This window comes from Streptomyces sp. 147326 (assembly GCF_045000215.1).
GTDB lineage: Bacteria > Actinomycetota > Actinomycetes > Streptomycetales > Streptomycetaceae > Streptomyces.
This window is the reverse complement of sequence record NZ_CP134201.1, coordinates 947,763-971,544: the sequence shown is the minus strand read 5'-3', so window position 1 is coordinate 971,544 and position 23,782 is coordinate 947,763. Positions and strand designations below refer to the sequence as shown.

Sequence of the window (23,782 nt, the reverse complement as noted above, 5' to 3'; positions counted from 1 at the left end):
GCGCGGGCGCGGGCGGTGGTGCGGGAGGGCGGCGGCTCAGCGCACCAGACGGTTCATCAGCCGGGCCAGTTCGGCCGTCGGGTCGGCCGTGAGACCGCCGTGCACCGGTCCGGTCTGGACGACCGCGCTGCGCGGGGCCGTCAGCCAGCCGAACCGCGAGCGCAGCGTGCCGGCGCCGGCCTGGCCGGCCTTCGGTTCGCCCGCGCAGATGGCGCGGATCGCCTCGAGGGCGTCGGTGACACCGGTCAGGTCGACCTCGGGGTCCAGGGCGCGCAGGCGTGCGGCGTCGATGTGGATCTCGGCCGCGAGGAAGTCGGCCTGCTTGCAGTAGAGCAGCGCGCCGACGTTGATCCGCTCGCCGCGGTCCACGCGGGGAACGGCCTGCAGCAGCGCGTAGTCGAAACCGAGGGAGGGGGAGACGTGAGTGCTCATGCCGCCGCCTCCGGCCACCAGGCGCGCTCGCCCGCCAGACGGGCCAGCAGGTATTCGCAGTAGCGTTCGCGCAGGGTTTGCGGGTCCGCGCCGTTCGCCGAGTTCATGGTGGCCAGGAAGTCGTCGGGCACGAGTCCGAGGATCCGCTCCAGCGCCTCCGGCGTCACGAGGGCGGCCAGCTCGGCGTCGAGGGCGTCGAGGACCGGGGGCTTCAGCGTGGAGACCCGCTCGGACAGGACGTGCGAGCCCAGTCCGTAGTCCCGGTTGGCCCAGCCTTCCACCGATGGCCACGAGTGCTGGAAGATCAGCGCCGCACCGTGGTCGATCGCCCACAACTGGCGGTGCCAGATGAGGAGGTTGGGGTTGGACCACGTGCGGTCCACATTGGCCGTCAGGGCGTCCAGCCAGTAGATGCGGGCGGCCTCCTCCGCCGGCGCCCGCCAGGCGATGCCGTCGTAGCCGACCGATCCGGGCAGGAAGTCCATGGCCAGATTGGGGCCGGTGCTGGCCTGGAGGAGCTGTTGCACCTCCTGGTCCGGCTCACGTCGGGCCAGTTCGGCGTCCACGTCGAGGAGGACCAGGTCGGGGACCCGGATGCCGAGGTGCCGGCCGAGCTCGCCGACCACGATCTCGGCGACGAGGGCCGCACTTCCCTGGCCGGCTCCCCGGAACTTGACGACATAAGTGCCGTCATTGTCGGCCTCGACGATACCGGGAAGTGAACCGCCCTCGCGCAGGGCCGTCAAATATTGCGTTCCTTTTACTTCTTGCAGCATGTCGATCACCCTACTGGCGCGCGATGGGCCCTCCAAGGGTGTGATCGAGTTCCGGCCATTGACCGGGCGGCTCCGCGACGGGTCGGCCGCGCGGGGTTCGACGAGTTATTTGGCTGATTTCCTGCGGAGCCCGCCGGGGGAATGCGCTTGCATCCCATGAATTTCGGCCATCCGTCGAAAGTGACCGGAATCCGACATCCAGTCACCGGTCACCGGACACTGCGGCGGGGGCGGCCGGTACGACGATCCCCGTCGCCACGTACTCGACGCCCTCCCGGAGGACGGTTCGCCAGTGCCCGGTGAAGGTGTTCACCCGGCGCCCGCCGACCACCGGGCCCGGCACGTGCAGCGAGCTGTTGAAGGTGCCCCGCTCCGGATCGGGGGTGATGGTGCAGTCGCTGAAATCCAGCAGCCGGCCCATGAGCGGGAAGCAGGTCTTGTACGTGCTCTCCTTCGCGCTGAACAGCAGCCGGTCCCAGGCCACGGCGGGATGGGACAGGGTGAGGCGGTCCAGCGTGCGCCGCTCCTCGGGCGAGGCGACCATCCTCTCGACGCCCCTGGGCAGCACGGAGTTCGGTTCCGCGTCGATCCCGACCGCGGCGACCGTCGCGGTCCTGGCGACGGCCGCCGCCCGGTAGCCGGGGCAGTGGGTCATGCTGCCCGCGACGCCCTCGGGCCAGGCCGGGGCCCCGGCGGGGCCGGGGAGGATCGGCCCGGGCGGCATCCCGAGCCGGGCCAATGCCGTGCGGGCGCACAGCCGGACGGTGGCGAATTCTCGTCGGCGCTTGTCGACCGCGCGCTTCACCCTGTCCGCTTCCTCCGGATAGAGGTGGACGTCCGGCGGGTCGGCGAACAGCTCCACGATCTCGACGCCCGGCAGCGTACCGACGAGTAGGCCGGGCCCGGCGGCGACGGGGAGCGGCCCGGGCCCCGACCCCGGGCGGGGTACGGAGTTCGCGCCATCCGGCCAGGCCGGCCCGGGTTTCCGTACGGGATGGCGGATGCCGAGATCCGGCTCTGGAATTCCTGACACGAGCGACCCCTCCACTTGCGTAACCAGGCATGATCATCCACGATGCATTCTCGTCGGCCCTTGAATTCCGGAGACGGACAAGGGCCTGGCCGAGGGTAGTTTCAGTGGTCAACCACCTCGGTGGTCACTGTGCTATACAGGGCCTTGCGGGAGTAGTTTCAATGGTCAACTACTTCGGTGGCCGGTGTGCTAGACAGGGTCTTCAGGGAAATGCATCGGGGGATGTCGATGATTCAGCGCTGTCATCAGTCGTGGTCGCATCCGGGTCGGGGCGCACGCCGGCCCGCAGCGGCCGCCGAGCGTACTGAGGCCGGACGGGTGCCCATATGCTGACCCGCCGGATCGTCCTCGGTCTTCCCGCACTCTCCGTCGGCGGCCTCTCCGAGAACTGGCTGTTACGCGAAGCAGGTGACCTCCACTGGTCGCTGATCGGCGAGCACTTCGGCCTCCCGGTCGCCGAACTCGCCGACGCCGACGGCGAACGGCTGCTGCCCGCCTTCACGCGCGCCCGGCTCACCGCGGCCGACTCGCTCCGCTTCTTCACCGAGCACGACGAGGGAGAGCTGACCGGCACGCTCGCCCGGCTCGACGAGCACGCCTTCGTCAGCGACATCCGCTTCGCCACGCCCACGACGTCGGTCGACGTCCGGCTCCTGACCTCCTTCGTGCGCAGGGGCCCCGGCAACTGGCTCGTCCCCGGCACCCCGCGCCACGAAGGCCGCGGTCCCGTGGCGGACGCGAGCACGGAACACCGCGACTTCCAGGACGAGTTCCGGGCCCTGACCCGGCTGGAGCCCGACGGCGCCACCGGCCTCTACACCGACACGTACGAACTGAACCCCTTCGCGGACGTGAACGCGGCGGGCCTGCTCTACTTCGCCTCGTACCCGCACATCAACGACCGCGGCGAGCGCAAGTACGTACGGTCGGTGGTGCCCGGCGGCGAGTGGGCCGTCGACGCCGCCACCCTCAGCCGGGACATCGTCTACCTCGGCAACTGCGGCCTGGCCGACGCCGTGCGCTACCGCCTGGACGGGTGCCGGCGGGAGTCGGAGGACCGGGTGGTCCTCACCTCCTCCCTCCTGCGCGAGCGCGACGGCCGGACGCTCGCCCGCCTGGAGACCGTCAAGCGGCTCCTCCGGCCCGAGACCTTCGCGGCCCTCCCGGACGACGGCGCGGCCCCGGACGCGATCGGCTCCGCCCCTCCCCGTCCTGCTGCTGCCTCCGCTTCCTCCGAGGCGCCGCGCGCTCCCCTGCCCGAAGACCTCGAAAACCGGCTCCTGGCCCTGCTGGAGACCGTGCTCGGGGAGCCCGCCGGCTCGCTGACCGCGGACGACGACCTGCGCCCGCGCGGACTGGACAGCCTGTCCCTGTCGGAGGCCGCCGTACGCGCCGAGGACGAGATCGGCTGCGAGATCGACCCCAGCACCCTGTTCCAGGCGTTCACGGTCACGGCCATGGCCCGCGTCCTGCGCGGCGAACGCCCGGATCCGGCCGCGGTCTTACCGTCGGCAGTGCCGGCGGTCCTACCGGCCGAGGCGAGGGGCGCCGCCATGCCGATCGCCGTGATCGGCATGGCCGGCCGGTTCCCCGGCGCGCCGAGCGTGCCCGAACTGTGGGACCTCCTGGGCCGCGACGAGGACGCCGTCCGCGATGTCCCCGCGGACCGCTGGAACGCGGCCGACCATCCCGGTCTGATCGGCAAGGCGGCCCTGCTCGACGACATACGCGGCTTCGACCACGAGTTCTTCTCCATCAGCCCCCGTGAAGCCGCCCTGATGGACCCCCAGCAGCGGCTGCTGCTGGAAACCGTGTGGGCGACGGCCGAGGACGCCGGATGCGATCCGGCCTCGCTCACCGGCAGCCGCACCGGCGTCTACGCGGGCGTGTGCCACTCCGACTACGCCGCGCTGATCGCCCGGCACGCCGGGCGGGACGAGCCGCACCTGAGCGTCGCGGTCTCACCCTCCCTGGTGGCCAACCGCGTCTCGTACGCCCTCGGCCTGCGCGGGCCCAGCGTCGCCGTGGACACCCTCTGCTCCTCGTCCCTGGTCGCCGTCGCACAGGCCGTCGCCGCGCTGCGCGCCGGCGCATGCGACCAGGCGTTCGCGGGCGGCGTCAACGTCCTGTGCGACCCGGCCCGGCAACACGCCTACCAGCGCACCGGCGTCCTGAGTCCGCGCGGCCGCTGCCACACCTTCGACGAGGACGCGGACGGATACGTCCGGGGCGAGGGCGTCGCCGCCCTGCTGCTCAAGCCGCTGGACCGGGCACTGGCCGACGGCGACCGCGTGCACGCGGTGATCCGCGGCGTGGCCGTCAACCACGGCGGGCAGGCCCAGTCCTTCACCGCCCCCAACCCGGACGCGCAGGCCGACCTGCTCGTCGCCGCCTACAACGAGGCGGGCGTCGACCCGCGCACCGTCGGCTACATCGAGGCGCACGGCACCGGCACGCGCCTGGGAGACCCGATCGAAGTCTCCGGCATGGTCGCCGCGTTCGAGCGGCTCTACGCGCAGTGGGGCCACGCGCGGCCCGCCGAGCCGCACTGCGCCGTCGGCTCGGTCAAGACGAGCATCGGCCACCTGGAGGCGGCCGCCGGAATCGCCGGCATGGTCAAGGTGATCCTGGCCATGAGGCACCGTACGCTGCCGGCCGCGCGCAACCTGAACCGCCCGAACCGGATGATCAAGATCGACGGTACGCCCCTGCGGCTCCAACGCGACCGCAGCGCATGGGAGCCGCCCCTGGGCGGCGGCCCGCTGCGGGCCGGAGTCAGCTCCTTCGGGATGGGCGGCACCAACGCGCACGTGGTCCTGGAGGAAGGCCCCCGCCCGGCGGCGGCCCCCGCCACGGCCGCTCCGGTGGTCGTGCCCGTCTCCGCCCGGACCCCGCTGGCCCTGCGGGAGGCCGTGGCACGGCTGCTCGAGGCGGTCCGCGCACCGGACGCCCCGCCGCTCGCGTCGATCGCGCGGACCCTGTGCACCGGGCGCGCGGCACTGCCGTACCGCGTCGCCGTCGAGGCCTCGGACCTCGGCGAACTCGCCGCGCGGCTCGCCTCGGTACTCGACACCCCGCCGAACGCGCCCGTGAACGGGCAGTCCGAAGGGGCGGGACCGGCCCGGACGGCCCCGGACGCACCGCCCGTGTCACTGCCGACCTACCCCTTCGGCCGCGACCAGCACTGGGTGGCACCGGTCGCGGGCGCGGAACTCCTCACCACCGAGTGGGCGGACGCACCCGCGCCGGACACCGACGAGACCGGCCGGCTGCTGGTGGTCACCACCGACCCGGAACTGGCCCGTTCAGTGCTCGGGGAACGCGCCGTCGCGCACGTCCCCGGGGACCCCGTACCCGATCTGGCCGGCCTCGGCGGGATCGTCGACCTCGTCGACTGGTCCGCCCCCGGCACCCTCGTCACCGAGCGCATCGCCCTGCTGCAGCGGACGCTCACCTCCAACCCCCGGGTCGGGCTGCGCTGCGTACACGTCAGCGGCGCCGAACGCTCCGCGCTCGCGGGCTTCTACCGTTCCCTGTCCGGCGAGTTCCAGGCCCTCCACGGCCGCACCGTGCGCGTCGACGGCGGCGCTGCCGAACTCGCCGCCGCCGTCCGGGCCGAGACCGCCGCCGTCGACCGGGAGACGGAGATCCGGTACGAGGGCACGCGCCGCCGCCGCCCCGTGGCCGCCTTCGCCCCGGCGCGGGCCGCCGAGGACCTGCTCGCGGGCGTCGACCGCGGAGCGGTGCTCATCACCGGCGGCCTCGGCGGCATCGGCCTGCGCCTCGCGGCCCACCTGGCCGACCGGGGAGCCCGCCACATCGTGCTCGTCGGCCGTTCCCGGGTACCGGTCCGCAACCAGTGGGCCGCCCTCGTCGCCGCACCCGCCACGGACCCGGCGCTGCGCGCCCGCCTCACCGCGCTGCTCGCCCTCGTCGAGCGAGGGGTGACGCTGACCGTACGGACCGACGCCCTGGAGGACGTCGCCTCCCTGCGCCGGCTGATCGGCCGGGTCAGGAAGCAGGCCGGCGGGATCGACGCCGTCTTCCACTGTGCGGGGGTGATGGACCCGCCCACGTCCTTCCTGTCCCGGACGCCCGGGGAGATCTCCCGGGTGCTGCGGCCCAAGACCGACGGGCTGCGGGTGCTGTGGTCGGCCTTCGGAGCCACACCGCCCCGGCTCATGGTGCTGTTCTCCTCCGTGGCCGGAGCGCTGCCGTCCCTCGCCGCGGGCCACCTGGACTACGCGGCGGCGAACGGCGTGCTCGACGACTTCGCCGCCGCCCACGACACCGGCGACTCCGGGTGCGTGGTGCGCGCCCTGCGCTGGCCCCTGTGGCGGGGCGTGGGCATGGGGCTGGAGCGTACGAGTGCGAGCGGCGGCCTCGGCATCCCCGACCTCGCCGCCGACGACGCCCTGGAACTGCTCGACCTCGCCCTGCGGGTGCCCGGCGACCCCGTGTCCCTGCCCTGCCGGGTGGAGCGCGCCGCCGTGGCCGCCGACGAACTGTTCCTGGCACCGCGGCGCACCGCGGAGCCGCGCCCGGCGGTGTCGGCCGTGGCCGCGCAGGTCGAAACCGCACCGGCCGCGACCGCACCGGCCGCGACCGCACCGGCCGCGACCGCACCGGCCGCGACCGCACCCGCCGCGACCGCACCCGCCGCGACCGCACCGTACGGCGACTCCGCCACGGCGGCGGCGCCGGACTGGCTGTACGCCGTCGTGGCCCGCACCACCAAGGTCGACCCCGGCCTGCTGGGTGCCGGCACCCTGCTCGGTGACATCGGCGTGGACTCGCTGCTGATGGCCGAACTCGTGCGCGACCTGGAGGAGATCCTCGGCCACCCGGTCGATCCGAGCCTTCTCCAGGAGCACCCGACGCTCGGCGGCCTCGCCGCAGCGCTCGGCACGCCCCCTGCCGGCCTCGTACCCGAGCCCGCCGGCCCGTCCGCCCCCGCGGCGCAGACGCAGCCGGCCCCGGCCCAGGCCGAACCCCGGGCCCAGGCCCGGCTCCGGACCCCGTCCCCGGACGGGCGGCCGACGCCCATCGCCGTGATCGGGATGGGCTGCCGCCTGCCGGGCGCAGCCGACCCGGCGCAGTTGTGGGAGGCCCTGCTGGCGGGCCGCGACCTCGTCACCGAGGTGCCGGCCGACCGCTGGGACGTGGCCTCCTTCTACAGCCCGGACGGCGGACCGGGACGCAGCCAGAGCAAATGGGGCGGCTTCCTGGACGACGCCGCCCTGTTCGACCCGGAGTTCTTCGGATTCGACGCCGAGGCGGCACGCCACCTGGACCCGCTGGCGCGCAAGGCGCTGGAGGTGTCCGTGGAATGCCTGCGGGACGCCGGCTACCGCGAGGACGAGGTACGGGGAGGGGCGGTCGGCGTCTTCGTCGGCACGCGCACGGGCAACCACCGCGCGCACCTGCAGCCCCCCGAGCGGGCCTACATCGCCGGCGTCAACCAGAACTTCGTCGCCGCCCACATCTCGCACTTCCTGGACCTGACGGGGCCGAACCTCGTGGTCGACAGCGCGTGTTCCTCGTCGCTGGTGACCATCCACCTGGCCGCGCGGAGCCTGGCGGCGGGCGAGTCGTCGATGGCCCTGGCCGGAGGCGTGGACCTGCTGTTCGACGAGGAGCCCTACCTCATGCTCAGCGCCGGCAAGGCGCTGTCGCCGAGCGGCCGCTGCCGTACCTTCGACGAGTCCGCCGACGGCCTCGTGCCGGGCGAGGGCGCCGGGATGGTGCTGCTCAAGCGCCTCGACGACGCCCTGCGCGACGGGGACCGCGTCATGGCCGTGATCGAGTCCTCGGGGGTCAACAACGACGGCCGGACCATGGGGCACACCACGCCGAGCGGCCGCGCCCAGCGCGCGCTGGTCTCCGACGTGTTGACGCGCGCCGGGGCCGACGCCCGCACCGTCGGCTACATCGAGGCCCACGGCACCGGCACGATGATCGGCGACCCGATCGAGCTCCAGGCCCTTACCGCCGTGCACCGGACGTACACCGAGGACCGCGGCTACTGCGGCATCGGCAGCGTCAAGAGCTCGATGGGACACCTGCTCAGCGCCGCGGGCGTCGCCGGATTCATCAAGGCGGTCCAGATCCTGCGGCACGGCCGGCTCGTGCCCACGCTGCACTGCGACCGGCCGAACCCGCGCTTCGCGTTCGCCGACTCGCCCTTCTTCCCCGTCACCCGGGTCACGGACCTGCCGGCCGGGAGCCGGGTGGGCGTCAGCGCGTTCGGCTTCGGAGGCACCAACGCCCACGTCCTGCTGGGCCCCGGCACCCCCGGGGAACCCGGACGGCCGGCCCTGCCGAAGCCCGCCTACCGGCGCAGCAGATTCTGGCGCCGGCCCGCCGCACCCGGACCGGCCCCCGCGCCGGTCCGCTCGGCCCGGCTCGACCTGACCTTCCCGTAACCCGGCGCGGCCGGGCCCGAACACGCCCCCGCATCGCCGACCACCAGGAGAGAACACGTGGACCGAAGGTCCGTTCGCTGTGCCCTGCACCTGAAGCGGGACAACCCGATCGTCGACGACCACCGGGTGCACGGGGTGCGCACCCTGCCGGGTGTCACCTTCCTCGACATCGTCTACCGGCTGCTCGCCGCCCGCGACGTCCCCCTGGACCGCACCGAGTTGAGCGACGTGCTGTTCGTCGAGCCGGTGGTCACCACCGACTCTTTCGACCGTGAGCTGACCGTCGACATCGCACCCGACGGCGCCGTCTTCCGGGTGACGGCGACCAGCCGCCGGGTCCGCGACGCAGTGCCCGTCGACGACAGCGTGACCACCCACCTCCGGGCCACCCTGCGCACCGACCTGCCCCCGCTCGCCGACGCCCCCGGACCCCAGCCGTCCGGCACGCCGCGCGATGGCGGCGAGGTCTCCGACGTCGGCGAGGTCTACGCCATCGGCCGGTCGGCCGGCATCGAGCACCGGGCGTTCATGCGCTGCGCGGGAACCCTCCGGGCCACGGCGGACCGGGTACGTGCCGAGATCGCGCTCGGTGACGAGGCGCGGAGCACGGTGGGGGACTTCCTGCTGCACCCCGCCCTGCTCGACGGCTCGACCATGCAGTCGTACGCGCTCGCCTTCGACGGCACGGACGCGGACGGGCGCCCCCTCATACCCCTGCACATCGGCTCCTTCCGCGCCGCCCGCACCCTCGGGGACGCCTGCACCGTCGATCTGCGCATGCACCCGGCCGGGGCGGGCGCCGGGGACGACGTGGTGAAGGCCGACATCGAACTGCGCGACGGGTCGGGCGCGTTGGCCGCCCGGTTCACGGACCTGACCTTCAAGCGCGTCCGCTCCGCCGCCGCCATCACCCGGCTCGCCGCCGAGCGGACCGACCCGGCCCCGCGCGCCGCGGCCCCGGCCGTCCCCGCGCAACCGGAAGGCCCCGCGGACCCGGTCCGCTCCGCCGCCGGACCGGCGGACATCCGGGCCGAGGTCGTCGAGCTGGTCCGCCGGGCGGTCGGCGACCCCGCACTGGTGGTGGAGGGCGACCGCGGCTTCTACGACCTCGGCCTGGACTCCTCCCACCTCCTCACCCTGGTCCGGCTGTTCGAGGAACACTGGGACATCGCGCTCTACCCGACCCTGCTGTTCGAGTACCCGACCGTCGACGCGGTCGCCGCCCACCTCACCGGACTGCTGCCCGCCGAACGGCCCGCCCGCCCGGCCGTCCCCGCCCCGGCGGCGGACACCCCCGCCCGGACCCACTGCCTGACCGGCCTGTGGCAGGCGGCGCCGCGCCCCTTCGCACCGGCCGCCGGACCCCTGCTGGTCATCGGCGACCAGCGGGTGCGGACCGACCAGATCACCGTCCGGCGCGGTCCCGCCTTCCGCCGGACCGCCCCCCACACCTACGAGCTGCGCCCCTGCGAGACCGGGGACCTGAGGCTGCTCCTCGCCGACCTCGCAGACCTCGGTACGGCCCCGGAAGCGGTCCTGCACGTCGCGGACCAGGACGCCGCCGACCTCCCCGAGGCCGTTCGGTCCGCCTGCGGCGAGGTGCTCGCCCTGGCCCAGGTCCTCACCGACCGCCCGGTCCCCGTCGTGCACGTGGGTCCGGCCCCCGTCGCCGCCGCCGTGGCCGGACTGGCCCGCACGGTACGCCTGGAGCAGCCGCGCCTCGCGATCACCGCCGTGGAACGCGAGGGCCCCGCCGATCCGGACGCCCTGCTCGCGGAGTTCGCGGACCACGGGGAGCCCTGGGTACGGCACGACCCCGGCGGCCGCCACGTCCGCCGCTACCGCGACGCCGACCCCGGCCCCGCCGTTCCTCTCCGGCCCGGCGGCGTCTACCTGATCACCGGCGGCGCGGGCGGCATCGGCCGGGAACTCGCCGCCCGGATGGCCGCGCGCGGAGCCACGGCCGTCCTCGTGGGACGCACACCGCGCCCGGGATCCGAGGGCACCTACGTCCGCGCCGACATCACGGTGCCCGCCGAGGTCGACGCCCTGATCAGCGGCATCCTCGAACGGCACGGCCGACTGGACGGCGTCGTTCACGCGGCGGGCGTCCTGCGCGACGGCCTGTTCACCACCAAGCCCGCCACGGACCTGGAAGCGGTCCTCGCGCCCAAGGTGCGGGGAGCCGTGCTGCTGGACGAGGCGACCCGCCACCTGGACCTCGACTTCTTCGCCCTCTTCTCCTCGGTGACCGGTGTCGCGGGCAACGCGGGGCAGAGCGACTACGCGGCCGCGAACGCCTTCCTGGACGCCTACGCCCGCGACCGCGGACTCCTCTCCGTGGCCTGGCCGCTGTGGGCCGAGGGCGGCATGCGCACGGACGCCGCCGCCGAAGCCCTGTTCGCCCGGCAGGGCCAGGCCACGCTGCCGACCACGGCGGGCCTGGACGTGTTCGAGCGGGCCCTCGCCCTGTCCGGCACCGAGCTGGTCGTGCTCCACGGCGACCCGGAACGGGCCCGCGAAGCCCTGGGCCTCACCCCCGCCGACGCCGTCTCCACCGGCGCCACCCCCACCGAGGCCCCCGTGGCCCCCCGGCCCGAGGGGAACCACGGCACACCGGAGGACGACGACCGGGACATCGCGGTGATCGGCGTCGCCGGCCGCTACCCCATGGCCGAGGACCTCGACCGGTTCTGGAGCAACCTCAGCGCCGGGCGGGACTGCGTCACCGAGATCCCGGCGGACCGCTGGACCTCGGACGGGTTCTACCGGCCCGACCGCGCGCCCGGCCACTCGTACAGCAAGTGGGGCGGATTCCTGGAGGGCATCGACGAGTTCGACCCCGGCTTCTTCCGGATCACCCCGCGCGAGGCCGCGGGGATGGACCCGCAGGAGCGGCTGTTCCTCCAGACCTCCTGGCACGCCCTGGAGTCCGCGGGGCTCACCCGCGCCGACGTGGCCGGCCGCATGGTGGGCGTCTTCGCCGGAGTGATGTTCAACCAGTACCAGATGCTCGGTCTGGGCGCCGAGGACCGGCTGCCCGTACTGCCGACCTCCTTCTCCTCCGCCGTGGCCAACCGCGTCTCCGCCTTCCTCGACCTGCGCGGCCCCAGCCTGGCCCTGGACACCATGTGCTCCTCGTCCCTGACCGCACTGCACCTCGCCTGCGAGAGCCTGCGGTCCGGGGACAGCGAGCTGGCGCTGGCGGGCGGTGTGAACCTGATCGTCCACCCGTACAAGTACCTGCACCTCAGCCAGGTCGGCTTCGTCTCCTCCGACGGCCGGTGCCGCGCCTTCGGCGCCGGCGGGGACGGCTACGTACCCGGCGAGGGCGTCGGGGTCGTCGTGCTCAAGCCGCTCGCCCGCGCCCTGGAGGACGGCGACCGGGTCCTCGCGGTGATCAAGGGCAGCGCCGTCAACCACGGCGGGCGCGCCGGGGGCTTCTTCGTCCCGAACCCCGCGGCGCAGGCCGACGTGGTGCGCCGGGCCCTGGGCAGGGCGGGCGTGGACCCCGCCTCCGTCGGTTACGTCGAGGCGCACGGCACCGGCACCTCCCTCGGCGACCCCATCGAGATCACGGCCCTCTCCCAGGCCTACGGCGACGCGCGGAGCCGGCTCGGATCGGTGAAGTCCGGCATCGGACACCTGGAGTCGGCCGCGGGCATCGCCGGGCTGACCAAGATCCTCCTCCAGCTGCGCCACCGCACCCTGGTCCCCTCCCTGCACGCCGACCCGGCCAACACGAGCATCGACTGGGACTCCGCGGGCCTGCGCGTCCAGCGCGAGAGCGAGCCGTGGCCCCCCGGGGCCGCCGGCGGGCCGCGCCGTGCCGGAATCAGCGCGTTCGGGGCGGGCGGGTCCAACGCCCACGTCATCGTCGAGGAGTTCCAGCAGCAGACGCCGGCCCCCGAGGGCCCCGCCACCGCCGGACCGCAGGTGGTGCTGCTCTCCGCCCGCACCCCGCAGGCACTGCGCGAGCTCGCCGAGCGGTACGCGGAGCCGACGGCGGGCGACCCGCTCGACGCGGTGGCCGACGTGGCCGAAGCGGCCGGTCTCGCCGGCGCCGACCCGGAGGCCGAGCTCGACGAACTCGGCCTGGACGTCGCCGACCTGCGCAGGCTCGCGCGGGTCCTCGCCGACCGGTTCCCGGGACGGGCCCCGCACGTCGACGCCCGTTCCACCCTCGCCGGTCTCGCCGAGGCCGTCTCCGCGGGCGCCGGACCGGAGGCCGCGCTGGCCGACATCGCCTACACGACCCAGATCGGCCGGGAACCGCTGGAGGAACGGCTCGCCGTGATCGCCTCCGACACGGCCGGACTCCGTACCGCCCTCCACGCCTTCCTCGCCGGCTCGCCCGCGCCGGGCCTCCACCGGGGCACCGTCACCGGGCAGCGCCCCGCCGGCGACCCGCTCGCCGGGGGCCCGCTCCCGGCCGACCCGTCCGCGTGGGCGCGCGGCTGGGCGGAGGGCGCCGCACCCGACTGGCGCGCCCTGCACCGCGACCGGCAGCCGCGCAAGGTGGAGCTGCCGCAGTACCCGTTCGCCCGCGTGCGGTGCTGGGTCGACGTACCGGTCCCGGGGCGGCAGGCCGCCCTTCCGTCCGCCGGAGCCGCTGCCGAGCCCCGCGCCGAGGCGCTCCCGCTGGACGTCCCCACCTGGGAGGCAGTCCCCGCGCCCACCGCGACGCCGGCTCCGGACGGTGCGGTCGTGGTGCTCCACGCCCCCGCCCGCGCGGGCCTGGCCCGCGAGCTGGCCGCCCGTCACGAGGGCGCCGTTCTCGCCGAACTGGGCACACCGCTGCGGGTGACACCCCGTCTGGTCTACGTCCTGACCGGGCCCACCGACACCACCGACACCACCGTGGACGAGGCCGGGCGGGTCGCGCGCGCCGAGGCGGCGGGCGTCAAGGCCCTCGCCCCGTACGCCCGGGCCTGGTCCCACGCGCGCACCCTCGACTGGGTGGTCGTCACCACCGGCGCCGCCGCCCCGCCCGGACGCCCCGTCACCGACCCCTACGCCGCCGGGATCACCGGCTTCGCCCGGGTCATGGAGAACGAGCACCGCGGCTGGTCCGTCGCCTGCGTCGACCTCGACCCCGCCCACGCGTCCGCCGCTCTCCTGGCGCCCGCACCCCGGGGAACGCGCGTCGCGTACACCGGAACCGTCCGCCACGCCCAGGTCCTGCGGCCCGCCCCGGCCGCCGACGGGCCCGTCCCGCTGCGCCGGGGCGGCACCTACGTGATCGTCGGAGGCGCCCGGGGCATCGGCCTCGCCATCGCCCGCCGCCTGGTCGAGGACTGGGACGCCCACGTGGTGCTCGTCGGCCGCAGCGAGCTTGCCGACCCCGACCTCGGGGAACGGATCCGCTACGCCCGCGCCGATGCCACCGACCCCGGTCGGCTGGCGGCCGTACTCGACGAGGCGGGCCCGGTGCACGGCGTCGTCCACGCGGCGCTGGTGCGGCGCGACCGGCTGGTACGCGACCTCACGGACACCGACCTCGCACAGAGCCTGGCGGCCAAGTCCGGCGTGGCCGCGGCCCTGGCCGACGCCCTGCGCGGACGGAACCCCGACTTCCTCGTGTTCTTCTCCTCCGCCCAGTCCTTCCTCGGCGACCCCGGCCTGGCCAACTACGCCGCCGGCTCCACCTTCCTCGACGCCTACGCCCACGCCCTCGACGCCCGCCTGCCCTACCCGGTGCGCGCCGTCGACTGGGGCTTCTGGGGCACCGTCGGGGCAGTGGCCGACGACACCCACCGGGACCGCCTGACCGCCGCCGGCTTCCGGTCCATCACACCCCGGGCGGGCTTCGCCGCGCTCGTCGAGACGCTCCGGAGGCCGGCGCCCCAGAGCGTCGTCGTGCCCGGCACCGAGGCCCTGCGCGAGCGCATGGCAGCGAACAGGAAAACGGAGAGCACCGACGTGACGCCCACCAGCGGGCGGCCGAACGCCGCCGACCTGCGCGTGGTGGAGGACTTCCACGCGCTCGACCGACAGATGACCCGCATCGCGGGCGGGGCCCTGCTCGCCCTGCTCGACGACCTGGGAACCTGGCACGGACCCGACCCCGACGCGGACGAGGTGCTGCGCCGGGTCGGCGTCACCCCCCGGTACGAACGCCTGCTGCGCACCGTGCTCGACGCGCTCGTCGGCGACGGCCTGCTCACGGCCGACGCCGGACGCCTGCGCCCGGTCCCGGACGCCCTGGCCGGCGCCCGTGCGGGCGGACACCTCGGGCAGCTCGCCGCCCTCGCCGACGCGCACCCCGAGTCCGCCGTCTTCGTACGGCTGCTGGCCCTGTGCCTGGAGCGCTACCCGGAGCTGCTCCGCGGCGAACTCCTCGCCACCGACCTGCTGTTCCCCTCCTCCGGCACCTCGCTCATGGAACGCGTGTACCGCGGCAATCCCATCAGCGACCTCTACAACGACCTGCTCACCCGCCGCCTCGTCGCGTACGTGGAGGAACGCCTCGCCGGCTTGCCCGCCGACGCCACCGTCCGCATCCTGGAGGTCGGATCGGGCACCGGCGGCACCTCCGCCGGACTGCTGCGCGCCCTCGCACCGTACGGCGGCCGGCTCGAGTACTGGTACACCGACCTGTCGGTGACCTTCCTCGCCCACGGCAGGCAGGAGTTCGGCGACCGGTACCCCTTCCTGCGGTTCAAGCGCCTCGACCTGGACACCGACCCCGTCGGCCAGGGTTTCGACGAGGGCGGCTTCGACCTCGTGGTCGGCGCCAACGTCCTGCACGCCACCTCGGACGTCGGCCGTGCCCTGCGCCACCTGCGACGGGTCCTGCGCACCGGAGGCGAACTGCTCCTCAACGAGCTGACGACGGTCACCCTGTCCGGCACGCTCACCTACGGCCTGTTCGACGGCTGGTGGGCCCACGGAGACACCGGCCTGCGCCTGCCCGGCTCCCCGCTGCTGGACGTTCCCGGCTGGACCGGAGTGCTCGGCGGGGCCGGGTACGAGGCGGTGACGGCCTCACCGGACTCCACCCGTACCACCCGCAACTTCCAGCACGTCCTGGTGGCCAGGGCGGCGGCCGACACCACCGCACCCGCCGACCCGCGGGCGACGGGGACCACGCAGGCCACCGGAACCACACAGACCACAGGAACCGCGCAGGCCGCAGGGGTCGCCACGGCCGCCTTCACCGACACGCTGCTGGACCTGACCTCGGACGCCTCCGGCATCCCCGTCGGCGAACTCGACCTCGACCGGCAGATCGGGGACTACGGCTTCGACTCGGTCAGCTACAACCTCCTCGCCAGCCGGCTCAACGAGGCCTTCGACCTGGACGTGACGCCCGCGCTCTTCTACGAGACCCCCACCCTGCGGGCCCTCGCCGACCGTCTCGCACGCGACCACTACAAGCCACTGCCCACCGCCGCGCCGCCCGCCCCCCGGGCCCCGGAGGACCAACCCGCCACGACTCCTGCCGCGCACCCCGCCGACCCGGAGGCCATCGCCGTCATCGGCATGAGCGGACGGATGCCCGGCAGCGCCGATCTCGGCGAGTTCTGGGACCACCTGGTGGAAGGGGACGACCTGGTCACCGACGTCCCCGCGGACCGGTGGGACCGCCACGCGCTCCCGGAAGGCGTACACGCGAGCCGCGGCGGCTTCATCCACGACGTCGACCGCTTCGACCCCCTCTTCTTCGGCATCTCCCCGCACGAGGCCGAGGGCATGGACCCCCAGCAGCGCCTGGTGCTGGAAGGGGTCTGGACGGCACTGGAGGACGCGGGCCTGGCGCCGGGCAGCCTCGCGGGAGCCGACGTAGGACTGTTCGTCGGGGCGGGATCGAGCGACTACGACGAGATCCGCAAGGCCGCCGGTCTCGCCGTCGACGCGCACGCCGCCACCGCCACCGCGCACTCCATCCTGGTCAACCGGGTCTCCTACCAGCTCGACCTTCACGGGCCGAGCGAACCGGTCAACACCGGCTGCTCCAGCTCCCTGGTCGCCATCCACCGGGCCGCCGAGTCCATCCGCTCGGGCGAGTGCGACATCGCCGTGGCCGGCGGGGTCAACCTGGTGCTGTCCCCGCACAACCACGTCCTCCTCAGCAGCACGGGCATGCTGAGCCCGACCGGACGGTGCCGGACCTTCGACGCCCGCGCGGACGGCTTCGTACGCGGCGAGGGCTACGGCTTCGTCGTGCTGGCCCGCGCCGAGCGGGCCCGGGGCCGTCAGGTCCGGGCCTGGCTGCGCGGCAGCGCCGTCAACCACGGGGGCCGGGCCCGGTCCCTGACCGCGCCCAACCCGGCCGCCCAGGCGGCGATGATCGTACGGGCCCACGAGCGTGCCGGAACCGACCCGGCCACCCTGGGCTACCTGGAGACGCACGGCACCGGCACGGAGCTCGGCGACCCGGTGGAGATCAACGGCCTGCGGCTGGCCTTCGACGAACTGCAGAGCCGCCGGGGCACGCCCCCGGCCGCCGAGCCGTACTGCGCCATCGGCGCGGTCAAGGCCAACATCGGCCACCTGGAATCAGCCGCCGGCGCCGCCGGAGTGATCAAGGTGCTCCTCGCGATGGAGCACGGCGTGCAGCCGCCGCTGGCCGGACTGCGGGAACAGAACCCGCACCTGCGCCTCGACGGCAGCCCCTTCCAGCTGCTCCGTTCGGCGCGGGCCTGGCCGCTGCCGGCCGCCGGGCCGCGCCGCGCGGGCGTCAGCTCCTTCGGCTACGGAGGAGTCAACGCCCACGTGGTCCTGGAGGAGGCCGGAGCCGCGCCCGAGGTGCGGCGGCCGCACGGCCCCTGGGTGTTCCCGCTGTCCGCCCGCACCCCGCAGGCCCTGCGCCGGTACGCGACCGCACTGCTCGCGGCCGTCGAACGGGCGGACCGGACACCGGAACTGGCCGACGTGGCCCACACCCTCCAGCACGGCCGCGACGCCATGGCCGAGCGCCTCGCGGTCACCGCCGCCGACCGCTCCACGCTCGTCGCCGCCCTGAAGGCCGCCGCCGACGGCGCCGACCACCCCGCGCTGGCCCGGCCCGCGGGTGGGGCGGACGCAGACCGCTGGGTGGCCGGAGACGCGGTCGACTGGCCGCTGGGCGGGGTCTCGATCCCGCTGCCCACCTACCCGTTCGAACGCCGCCGGTGCTGGGTCGCCCCCGTGGCGTCCCCCGGTCCGGAGACGGACGCCGCCCCGGCGGCACCTGCACCGGTCCCCGCGGCAGCGGCCCCGGCGTCGGCGCCCCCGGCCCCGGTCCCGGCAGGTGCCTACGCCCTGCGCCGGCAGCCCGTCGCCGACGTGGCCCTGCGCGGACCGGTCACCGGCCCGGTCTGGGTGCTCGGCCCCGCCGAGCTGCCGGGGGCCGAGGTCCACCGGATCGGCACGGCGCCGCTGGAGTCCCTGCCGACCCCCGCCGCGGTCCACGCCGTGGTCGAGGGCGAGCGCGGGGTCCTCGACCTCTTCCGGATCGTCCACCACCTCCAGGCGCGCCCCGGAGCGGGCGGCGAACTCGAACTGACGGTCGTGACCCGCGCCGGGACCGACCCGGCGTCGGCCGCGGCCCTGGGCCTCGCCCGGTCGGTGCGGAGCGAGTGCGAGCGCTGGCGGGTGGCCACCGTCGACGTCGGCCCCGAGGACCCGACGGCGGTCCCCGTCGCCGCCCCCGGCGACTACGCACTCCACGCGGGCCGTTGGTACCGCGAGGTGCTCCAGCCCGTCGACGCGACGGCCGTGGCCGCGCCCGTCCTGCGAGAGGGCGGTACGTACGTGATCGTCGGCGGGACCGGCGACGTCGGGCTGGACATCGCCGAGCAGCTCGTACGGCGCCACCGCGCCCGGGTCGTCCTCGTCGGGCGCTCCGTGCCGGACGAGGACCGGGCGGCCCGGATCAGGGCCCTCGACCCCTCGGGCACCCGGGTGGAGGTCCACCGGGCGGACGCCTCGGAGCCGGGCCGACTGCGCGCCGTGCTCGACCGAGTGGGCGTCGTCCACGGGGTCCTGCACTCGGTGACCGTGCCGAGCGACCGGTCGCTGGCGGCCATGGACGAGGAGTGGTTCCTGCGGGGCATGGCGGCGAAGAGCCGCACCACCGAGGCCCTCGCCGAGGCGCTGGGCGACCGGCGGCCGGACTTCCTGGCGCTGTTCTCCTCGGTGCAGTCCTTCCTCGGCAACCCCGGCCAGGCGGCCTACGCGGCCGGGTGCACCGCCCAGGACGCCATCGGCCGCGCGCTCGCCGCGCGGCTCCCCTACCCCGTCCGCGTCGTGAACTGGGGGGCCTGGTCCGGCTCCGCCCTCACCGAGCGCCACCTGGGCCGGCTGGCCGCGGCAGGGGTCCACCCGCTCTCGCCGGAGGCGGGATTCGAAGCGCTGAGCCGGGTGCTCGGCCGACAGGAGGTTCAGGTGGCAGTGGTCTCGGGCACGGACGAGTTCCTCGGCCGGATCGGTGTCCCGGCGGCCGGTGCGGACGTACGGCAGCAGCAGCCTGCGACCGCGAGTGAGACCGAGGCCACGCCCGCGGCCGGGTCTTCCTGGCGCGCCGCGGCGGCCGACGAGATACTGGCCGTCCTGCGCGAGGTGGCCGGCATCCGGCCCGAGGAACTCGCGCCGGACGACCTGCTCAGCCGGTTCGGCTTCGACTCGATCACGTACACGAGGCTGAGCTCCCGGATGAACGCGCGCTGGGACCTCGACCTGACCCCGGCCACGTTCTTCGGCGTGGCCACGGCCGACGACCTGATCGGCAAGGTCCTCCAGCAGCACGGAGCCGCTCTCGCGGCGCACTGGAGCGCGGACGCACCGCCCGGGCCCACGGCATCCGACGGAGCCACGGCATCCGACGGGACCCCGGCGCCCGACCGGGCCCCGGCAGCCGAAGCTGCCCGCGCGCCCGAACCGGCCCGCGCGCAGGCCGTGGCCACCGGGCACTCCCCGGCGGCCTCCCTTCGGGCCGCCGCCCCGGCGCCCGTCACCAGCGAGCCCGTCACCAGCGAGCCCGTCACCGGCGAGCCCGTCGCCGTCGCCATCGTCGGCATGGCCGGGATGCTCCCCGGCTCGAACGACCTGGACGAGTTCTGGGAGCACCTGACGGCGGGCGACGACCTCGTCGACGAGATCCCGGCCGACCGCTGGGACTGGCGCCGCCTGCACGGGGATCCGACGCCCGGCGAGTTCCGCACGACGGCGAAGTGGGGAGGGTTCCTGCCCCGGGTCGACCTGTTCGACCCGCAGTTCTTCGGCATCTCCCCCCACGAGGCCGTGGCGATGGACCCGCAGCACCGGCTCGTGCTGGAGGCGGCCTGGAGCGCGATCGAGAACGCCGGCATCCGGCCGTCCGCGCTCGCCGGCACCGACACGGGCGTCTTCATAGGCAGCAGCACCTACGACTACTTCGAGCTCCAGCACGCCCTCGGCGTCCCGCTCGACGGCTACAGCACGGTGGGCAGGGCCCACGCGATCATGTCCAACCGGGTCTCGTACCTGCTGGACCTGCACGGCCCCAGCGAAACCATCGACACCGCCTGCTCCTCCTCGCTCGTCGCCGTCCACCGGGCGGCCGAGGCGATCCGCGGCGGCGACTGCGAGGTCGCGCTGGCGGGCGGCGTGAACGTCATCGCCTCGCCGACGCTGTTCGTGGACATGAGCCAGGCAGACATGCTGAGCCCGGACGGCCGCTGCCGTACCTTCGACGCCCGCGCCAACGGCATCGTCCGTGCCGAGGGCGTGGGCGTGGTGGTGCTCAAGCGCCTCGACGCGGCGATCGCCGACGGCGACGTCATCCACGCCGTCCTGCGGGGCAGCGCCGTCAACCACGGCGGCCGCACCAACTCGCTCACCGCCCCGAACCCGGACGCGCAGGCCGCCTGCATCGTCAAGGCGCACCGCCGCGCCGGTGTGGACCCGCGGACCGTCGGCTACGTCGAGACCCACGGCACCGGCACCGAACTCGGCGACCCCGTCGAGGTCGAGGGCCTGAAGTCGGCCTTCGGGGAGCTGTACGCCGATCACGGCGCGGCGCCCGGGCGGCCGCACGTGGTGCTGGGCGCGGTGAAGACCAACACCGGCCACCTGGAGGCGGCCGCGGGCGTCACGGGCCTGATCAAGGCGCTGCTCGCGATGCGCCACGGGTCGATCCCCGGCAACATCCACCTGGACGAGCTCAACCCGCACCTGCGTCTCGACGGCAGCCCGCTGCGCCTGCCGTCCGGGAAGGAGTCCTGGAACCGGGTCCGCACGGCCGACGGGGCCGAGGCACCGCTGAGGGCGGGAGTGAGCTCCTTCGGCCTCGGCGGGGTCAACGCGCACCTGGTGGTGGAGGAGTACCGGGAGGCGCCGGTCCTCCCGACGGCGGGGGAGCGGCTGTTCGTCCTGTCGGCGAAGACCCCGGAGCGGCTGCGCGACTACGCGGTGCGCCTGGCCCGTTGGGCCGCGGACCACGAGGACGTGGACCCGGCGGCCCTGGCCCACACCCTGAGCACCGGCCGGGAGGCCTTCCCCGAGCGTCTCGCGGTCGTCGCCGACTCGCCGCGTGCGCTGGTGGCCGCCCTGGAGGCGTGGCAGGCCGGCGGACCGGTCCCGGGCGTCTTCGCGGGGGACGGCAAGGACGCCACCACCGCCCTGCTGCTGGACGGCCCCGAAGGCGGCCGGTACCTGCGGGCCGTGGTGGACGCGGGCCGACTGGACAAGGTCGCCCGACTGTGGGTCGGAGGCGCCCCGATCGACTGGGCGGAGCTGTGGCCGGGAACGGCGCCCCGGCGGGTGCCCGCACCGACCTACCCCTTCGCCCGGGAGAGCTACTGGCTCACGCCCGGAGCCCGCTTCGACGCCCTCCAGGCGGCCGAGTCGGGCCTGGTCGCCGACACCGCCGCCGAGGCGGATGCCGACACCCCGGCCGACACCCCGGCCGACGCCGACGCCGACGCCGCAGCCCTGGCCGCGCCGCAGACCCGGGCCGGATCGGAGACCGCGACCGGCGTCGTGGCCGCGGCGCGAACACCTGCCGACGCGGAGGCACTCGCCCCCGCGCAGCCGGCCGAGGCCGGGGCTCCCGCCGGAGACGGCGCCGAGGGTGCCGTCCGTACCCACGTACGCGGGCTCCTCGCGGCCCACCTGGGCATGCGGCCCGAGCGCCTGCCCCTGGACCGGGCGCTGTCGGACGCGGGAGTGGACTCGCTGGGCCTGCGCCGGCTGAGCCGTCGCCTCGGCGCGGACTACCAGGTGGAGGTGCCGACCCGGATGTTCGGGGTGGCCCAGACGGTACGGGCGGTGGCCCGGGCCGTGTTCGAGGCGTACGGGCCACTGCCCGCGCCCCAGGAGCAGACGCAGACGCAGACGCAGACGCAGGACCGGGAGCCGGGCCCGGCCCCCGCCGCACCGGCCGCGGACCAGGTGGCCGCTCTGCTGGCCGGGCTGCGCGACGGAACCGTCCGCGTGGACGACGCGCTGGCCGTACTCGAAGGAGGGGCGGGCCGATGAGCACCGACCTGCGTGAACTGCTGGCGGCCATCGCCGCCGGCAAGCTGTCCGACGAAGTGGCCGAGCTGCTGGTACGGGGCCTGGTCGACACGACCGCACCGGCCGCCGCACCCGCCCCGGTCCCGCCGGCGGCCGCCGTCCCGAAGGCGCCCGCCGGGCCGTACCCGCTCAGCCGCGGGCAGGCCGCGCTGTGGGCCCTGCACGCCGACGATCCGCAGACCGTCTCGTACAACCTGCCGCTGGGCCTGTGGCTCGGGCAGGACGTGGAGGAGGACCGGCTCGTCGAGGCACTGGCCGCGATGGTGCGCAGGCACCCGGAACTGGGCGTCTCCGTACGCCTGGACGCCACCGGGCCCGTACAGGAGGTCACCGGCCGGGCCCCGGAGGTGACCCGCCTGGACCTCGGCCACGTGACCGACGGGGAGTTCGCCGCCCGCGTGCGCAACCTGGTGCGCCGCCCGTTCGACCTGGAGCAGGACCCGCTGTACCGGATGTGGCTCGTCACCGCCCCCGGCGGCGCCACCCTGCTGCTCCTGGTGTTCCACCACCTGATCACCGACGGGGTCTCCAGCCACCTGCTGCTGCGCGACATCGTCGCCTGCCACGACGCGCTCGGCCGGGGACGTGAGCTGCCGCCCGTCGAACACGCCGCCCCCTACGCCGAGTTCGTGGAGTGGCAGCGGACCATGCTCGCCGCCCCCGAGACGCAGGAGCACCGGAGCTGGTGGCTCGACCGGCTGACCGGTGCCTCCACGGCGCCGGTCCTGGACGCGCTCGCCGATCGCCGGCGCACCGGATCCGCCTCGCACACCGGCGGTGAGATGGTGCAGTTGCGGCTCCCGCACTCCACCTGGGCGGCCGTCCAGGACACCGCCCGTGCGGGCGGGCTGACGCCCTTCAGCGTCGTGCTCGGAGCGTTCCTCGCGCTGCTGCACCGCCACTCGGGACACCGCGACCTCAGCGTGATGGTGCCGACCGACGGCCGTCCCGCGCAGCGCTTCGACCGCACCGTCGGCTACCTGATCAACCCGGTGGTCCTGCGCGTGGACTGCGACCCCGACCACAGCTTCGGTGAGCTCGCGGCCGCCGTCGGAGCCCGGATGGCGGAGGCCGAGGAGCACAGCGCGTACCCCTTCGCCTGCGTCGTCGACGACCTGCGCCGCGCGACCGGCACCGCGGCCGGCTTCGACATCGGCTTCTACATGCAGCAGGGAGTCGGCGGCGACCAGGACATGGCGGCCGGGCAGACCGTGTTCCGCGACGCGCTCGACCTGACCCAGGAGGGCGAGAACGACCTCGTCATCGAGGTGGTCGTGCGCGACACCGGAGTGCTCCTCTACCTCAAGTACGACCCGGAGCGCTTCGACCGCTCCACCGTCGAACGGCTGGCCGAGCACTACCGGCTGCTGCTGGACACGGTGACGGCGGACCCCTCCGTACGCCTCGGGGACCTCGACCCCGCCACCCCCGCCGAACGGCGTACGGTCGAGCGGGCCAACGCCACGCGCGCCGAGCGGCCGCGCGACGTCACCGCCGCCGACCTGGTGCTCGCCCGCGCCCGGCGCGGCCCCGGGCGCACCGCCGTCGTCGACGCGACGGGATCGCTGACCTACGGGGAACTCGCCGGGCAGGTGCACGCCCTCACCCGGATCCTCACCGAGCACGGCGTACGC

The 23,782-nt window shown here is 74.9% G+C and carries 6 protein-coding genes (1 of these 6 running past the window's edge); 3 read left to right on the top strand and 3 right to left on the bottom strand.

Translation table 11 applies throughout. From position 1 onward, the window contains the following. Positions 1-36: 36 nt before the first annotated feature. From RIU97_RS04440 to RIU97_RS04430, 3 genes are all read right to left on the bottom strand, one after another. The gene (locus RIU97_RS04440) at positions 37-432 is read right to left on the bottom strand and encodes a DUF3037 domain-containing protein (RefSeq protein ID WP_404953447.1); all 396 of its coding nucleotides are present in this window, start codon (positions 430-432) and stop codon (positions 37-39) included. Then, positions 429-1,208 carry a HipA family kinase gene (locus RIU97_RS04435; RefSeq protein WP_404953446.1) on the bottom strand — a complete coding sequence of 260 codons (780 nt, stop codon included), beginning with the start codon at positions 1,206-1,208 and terminating at the stop codon, positions 429-431. The genes RIU97_RS04440 and RIU97_RS04435 overlap by 4 nt, the downstream gene beginning before the upstream one ends. 202 nt (positions 1,209-1,410) lie before the next feature. Further along, positions 1,411-2,241: a 4'-phosphopantetheinyl transferase gene (locus tag RIU97_RS04430; protein WP_404953445.1), complete on the bottom strand. Its 831-nt coding sequence runs from the start codon at positions 2,239-2,241 to the stop codon at positions 1,411-1,413. Between the two features lie 326 nt (positions 2,242-2,567). On the opposite strand from RIU97_RS04430, the gene RIU97_RS04425 reads away from it, so the two are divergent. The 3 genes in view from RIU97_RS04425 to RIU97_RS04415 are tightly spaced (at most 57 nt apart) and all read left to right on the top strand, a layout consistent with a single transcriptional unit that may run on beyond the window. After that, entirely contained in the window at positions 2,568-8,666 is a 6,099-nt protein-coding gene (locus tag RIU97_RS04425; protein ID WP_404953444.1) for a beta-ketoacyl synthase N-terminal-like domain-containing protein, read from the top strand. 57 nt (positions 8,667-8,723) lie between these two features. Continuing rightward, positions 8,724-22,109 (top strand): SDR family NAD(P)-dependent oxidoreductase, encoded by a 13,386-nt coding sequence (locus tag RIU97_RS04420; RefSeq protein ID WP_404953443.1) that lies wholly within the window; start codon positions 8,724-8,726, stop codon positions 22,107-22,109. Further along, positions 22,106-23,782, top strand: the start of a protein-coding gene (locus RIU97_RS04415; RefSeq protein WP_404953442.1) for an amino acid adenylation domain-containing protein. The gene runs 3,003 nt beyond the window's last position; 1,677 of the gene's 4,680 nt are visible here — the first part of the coding sequence; its start codon is at positions 22,106-22,108; its stop codon lies beyond the right edge, outside the window. Before RIU97_RS04420 ends, RIU97_RS04415 begins: the two co-directional genes overlap by 4 nt.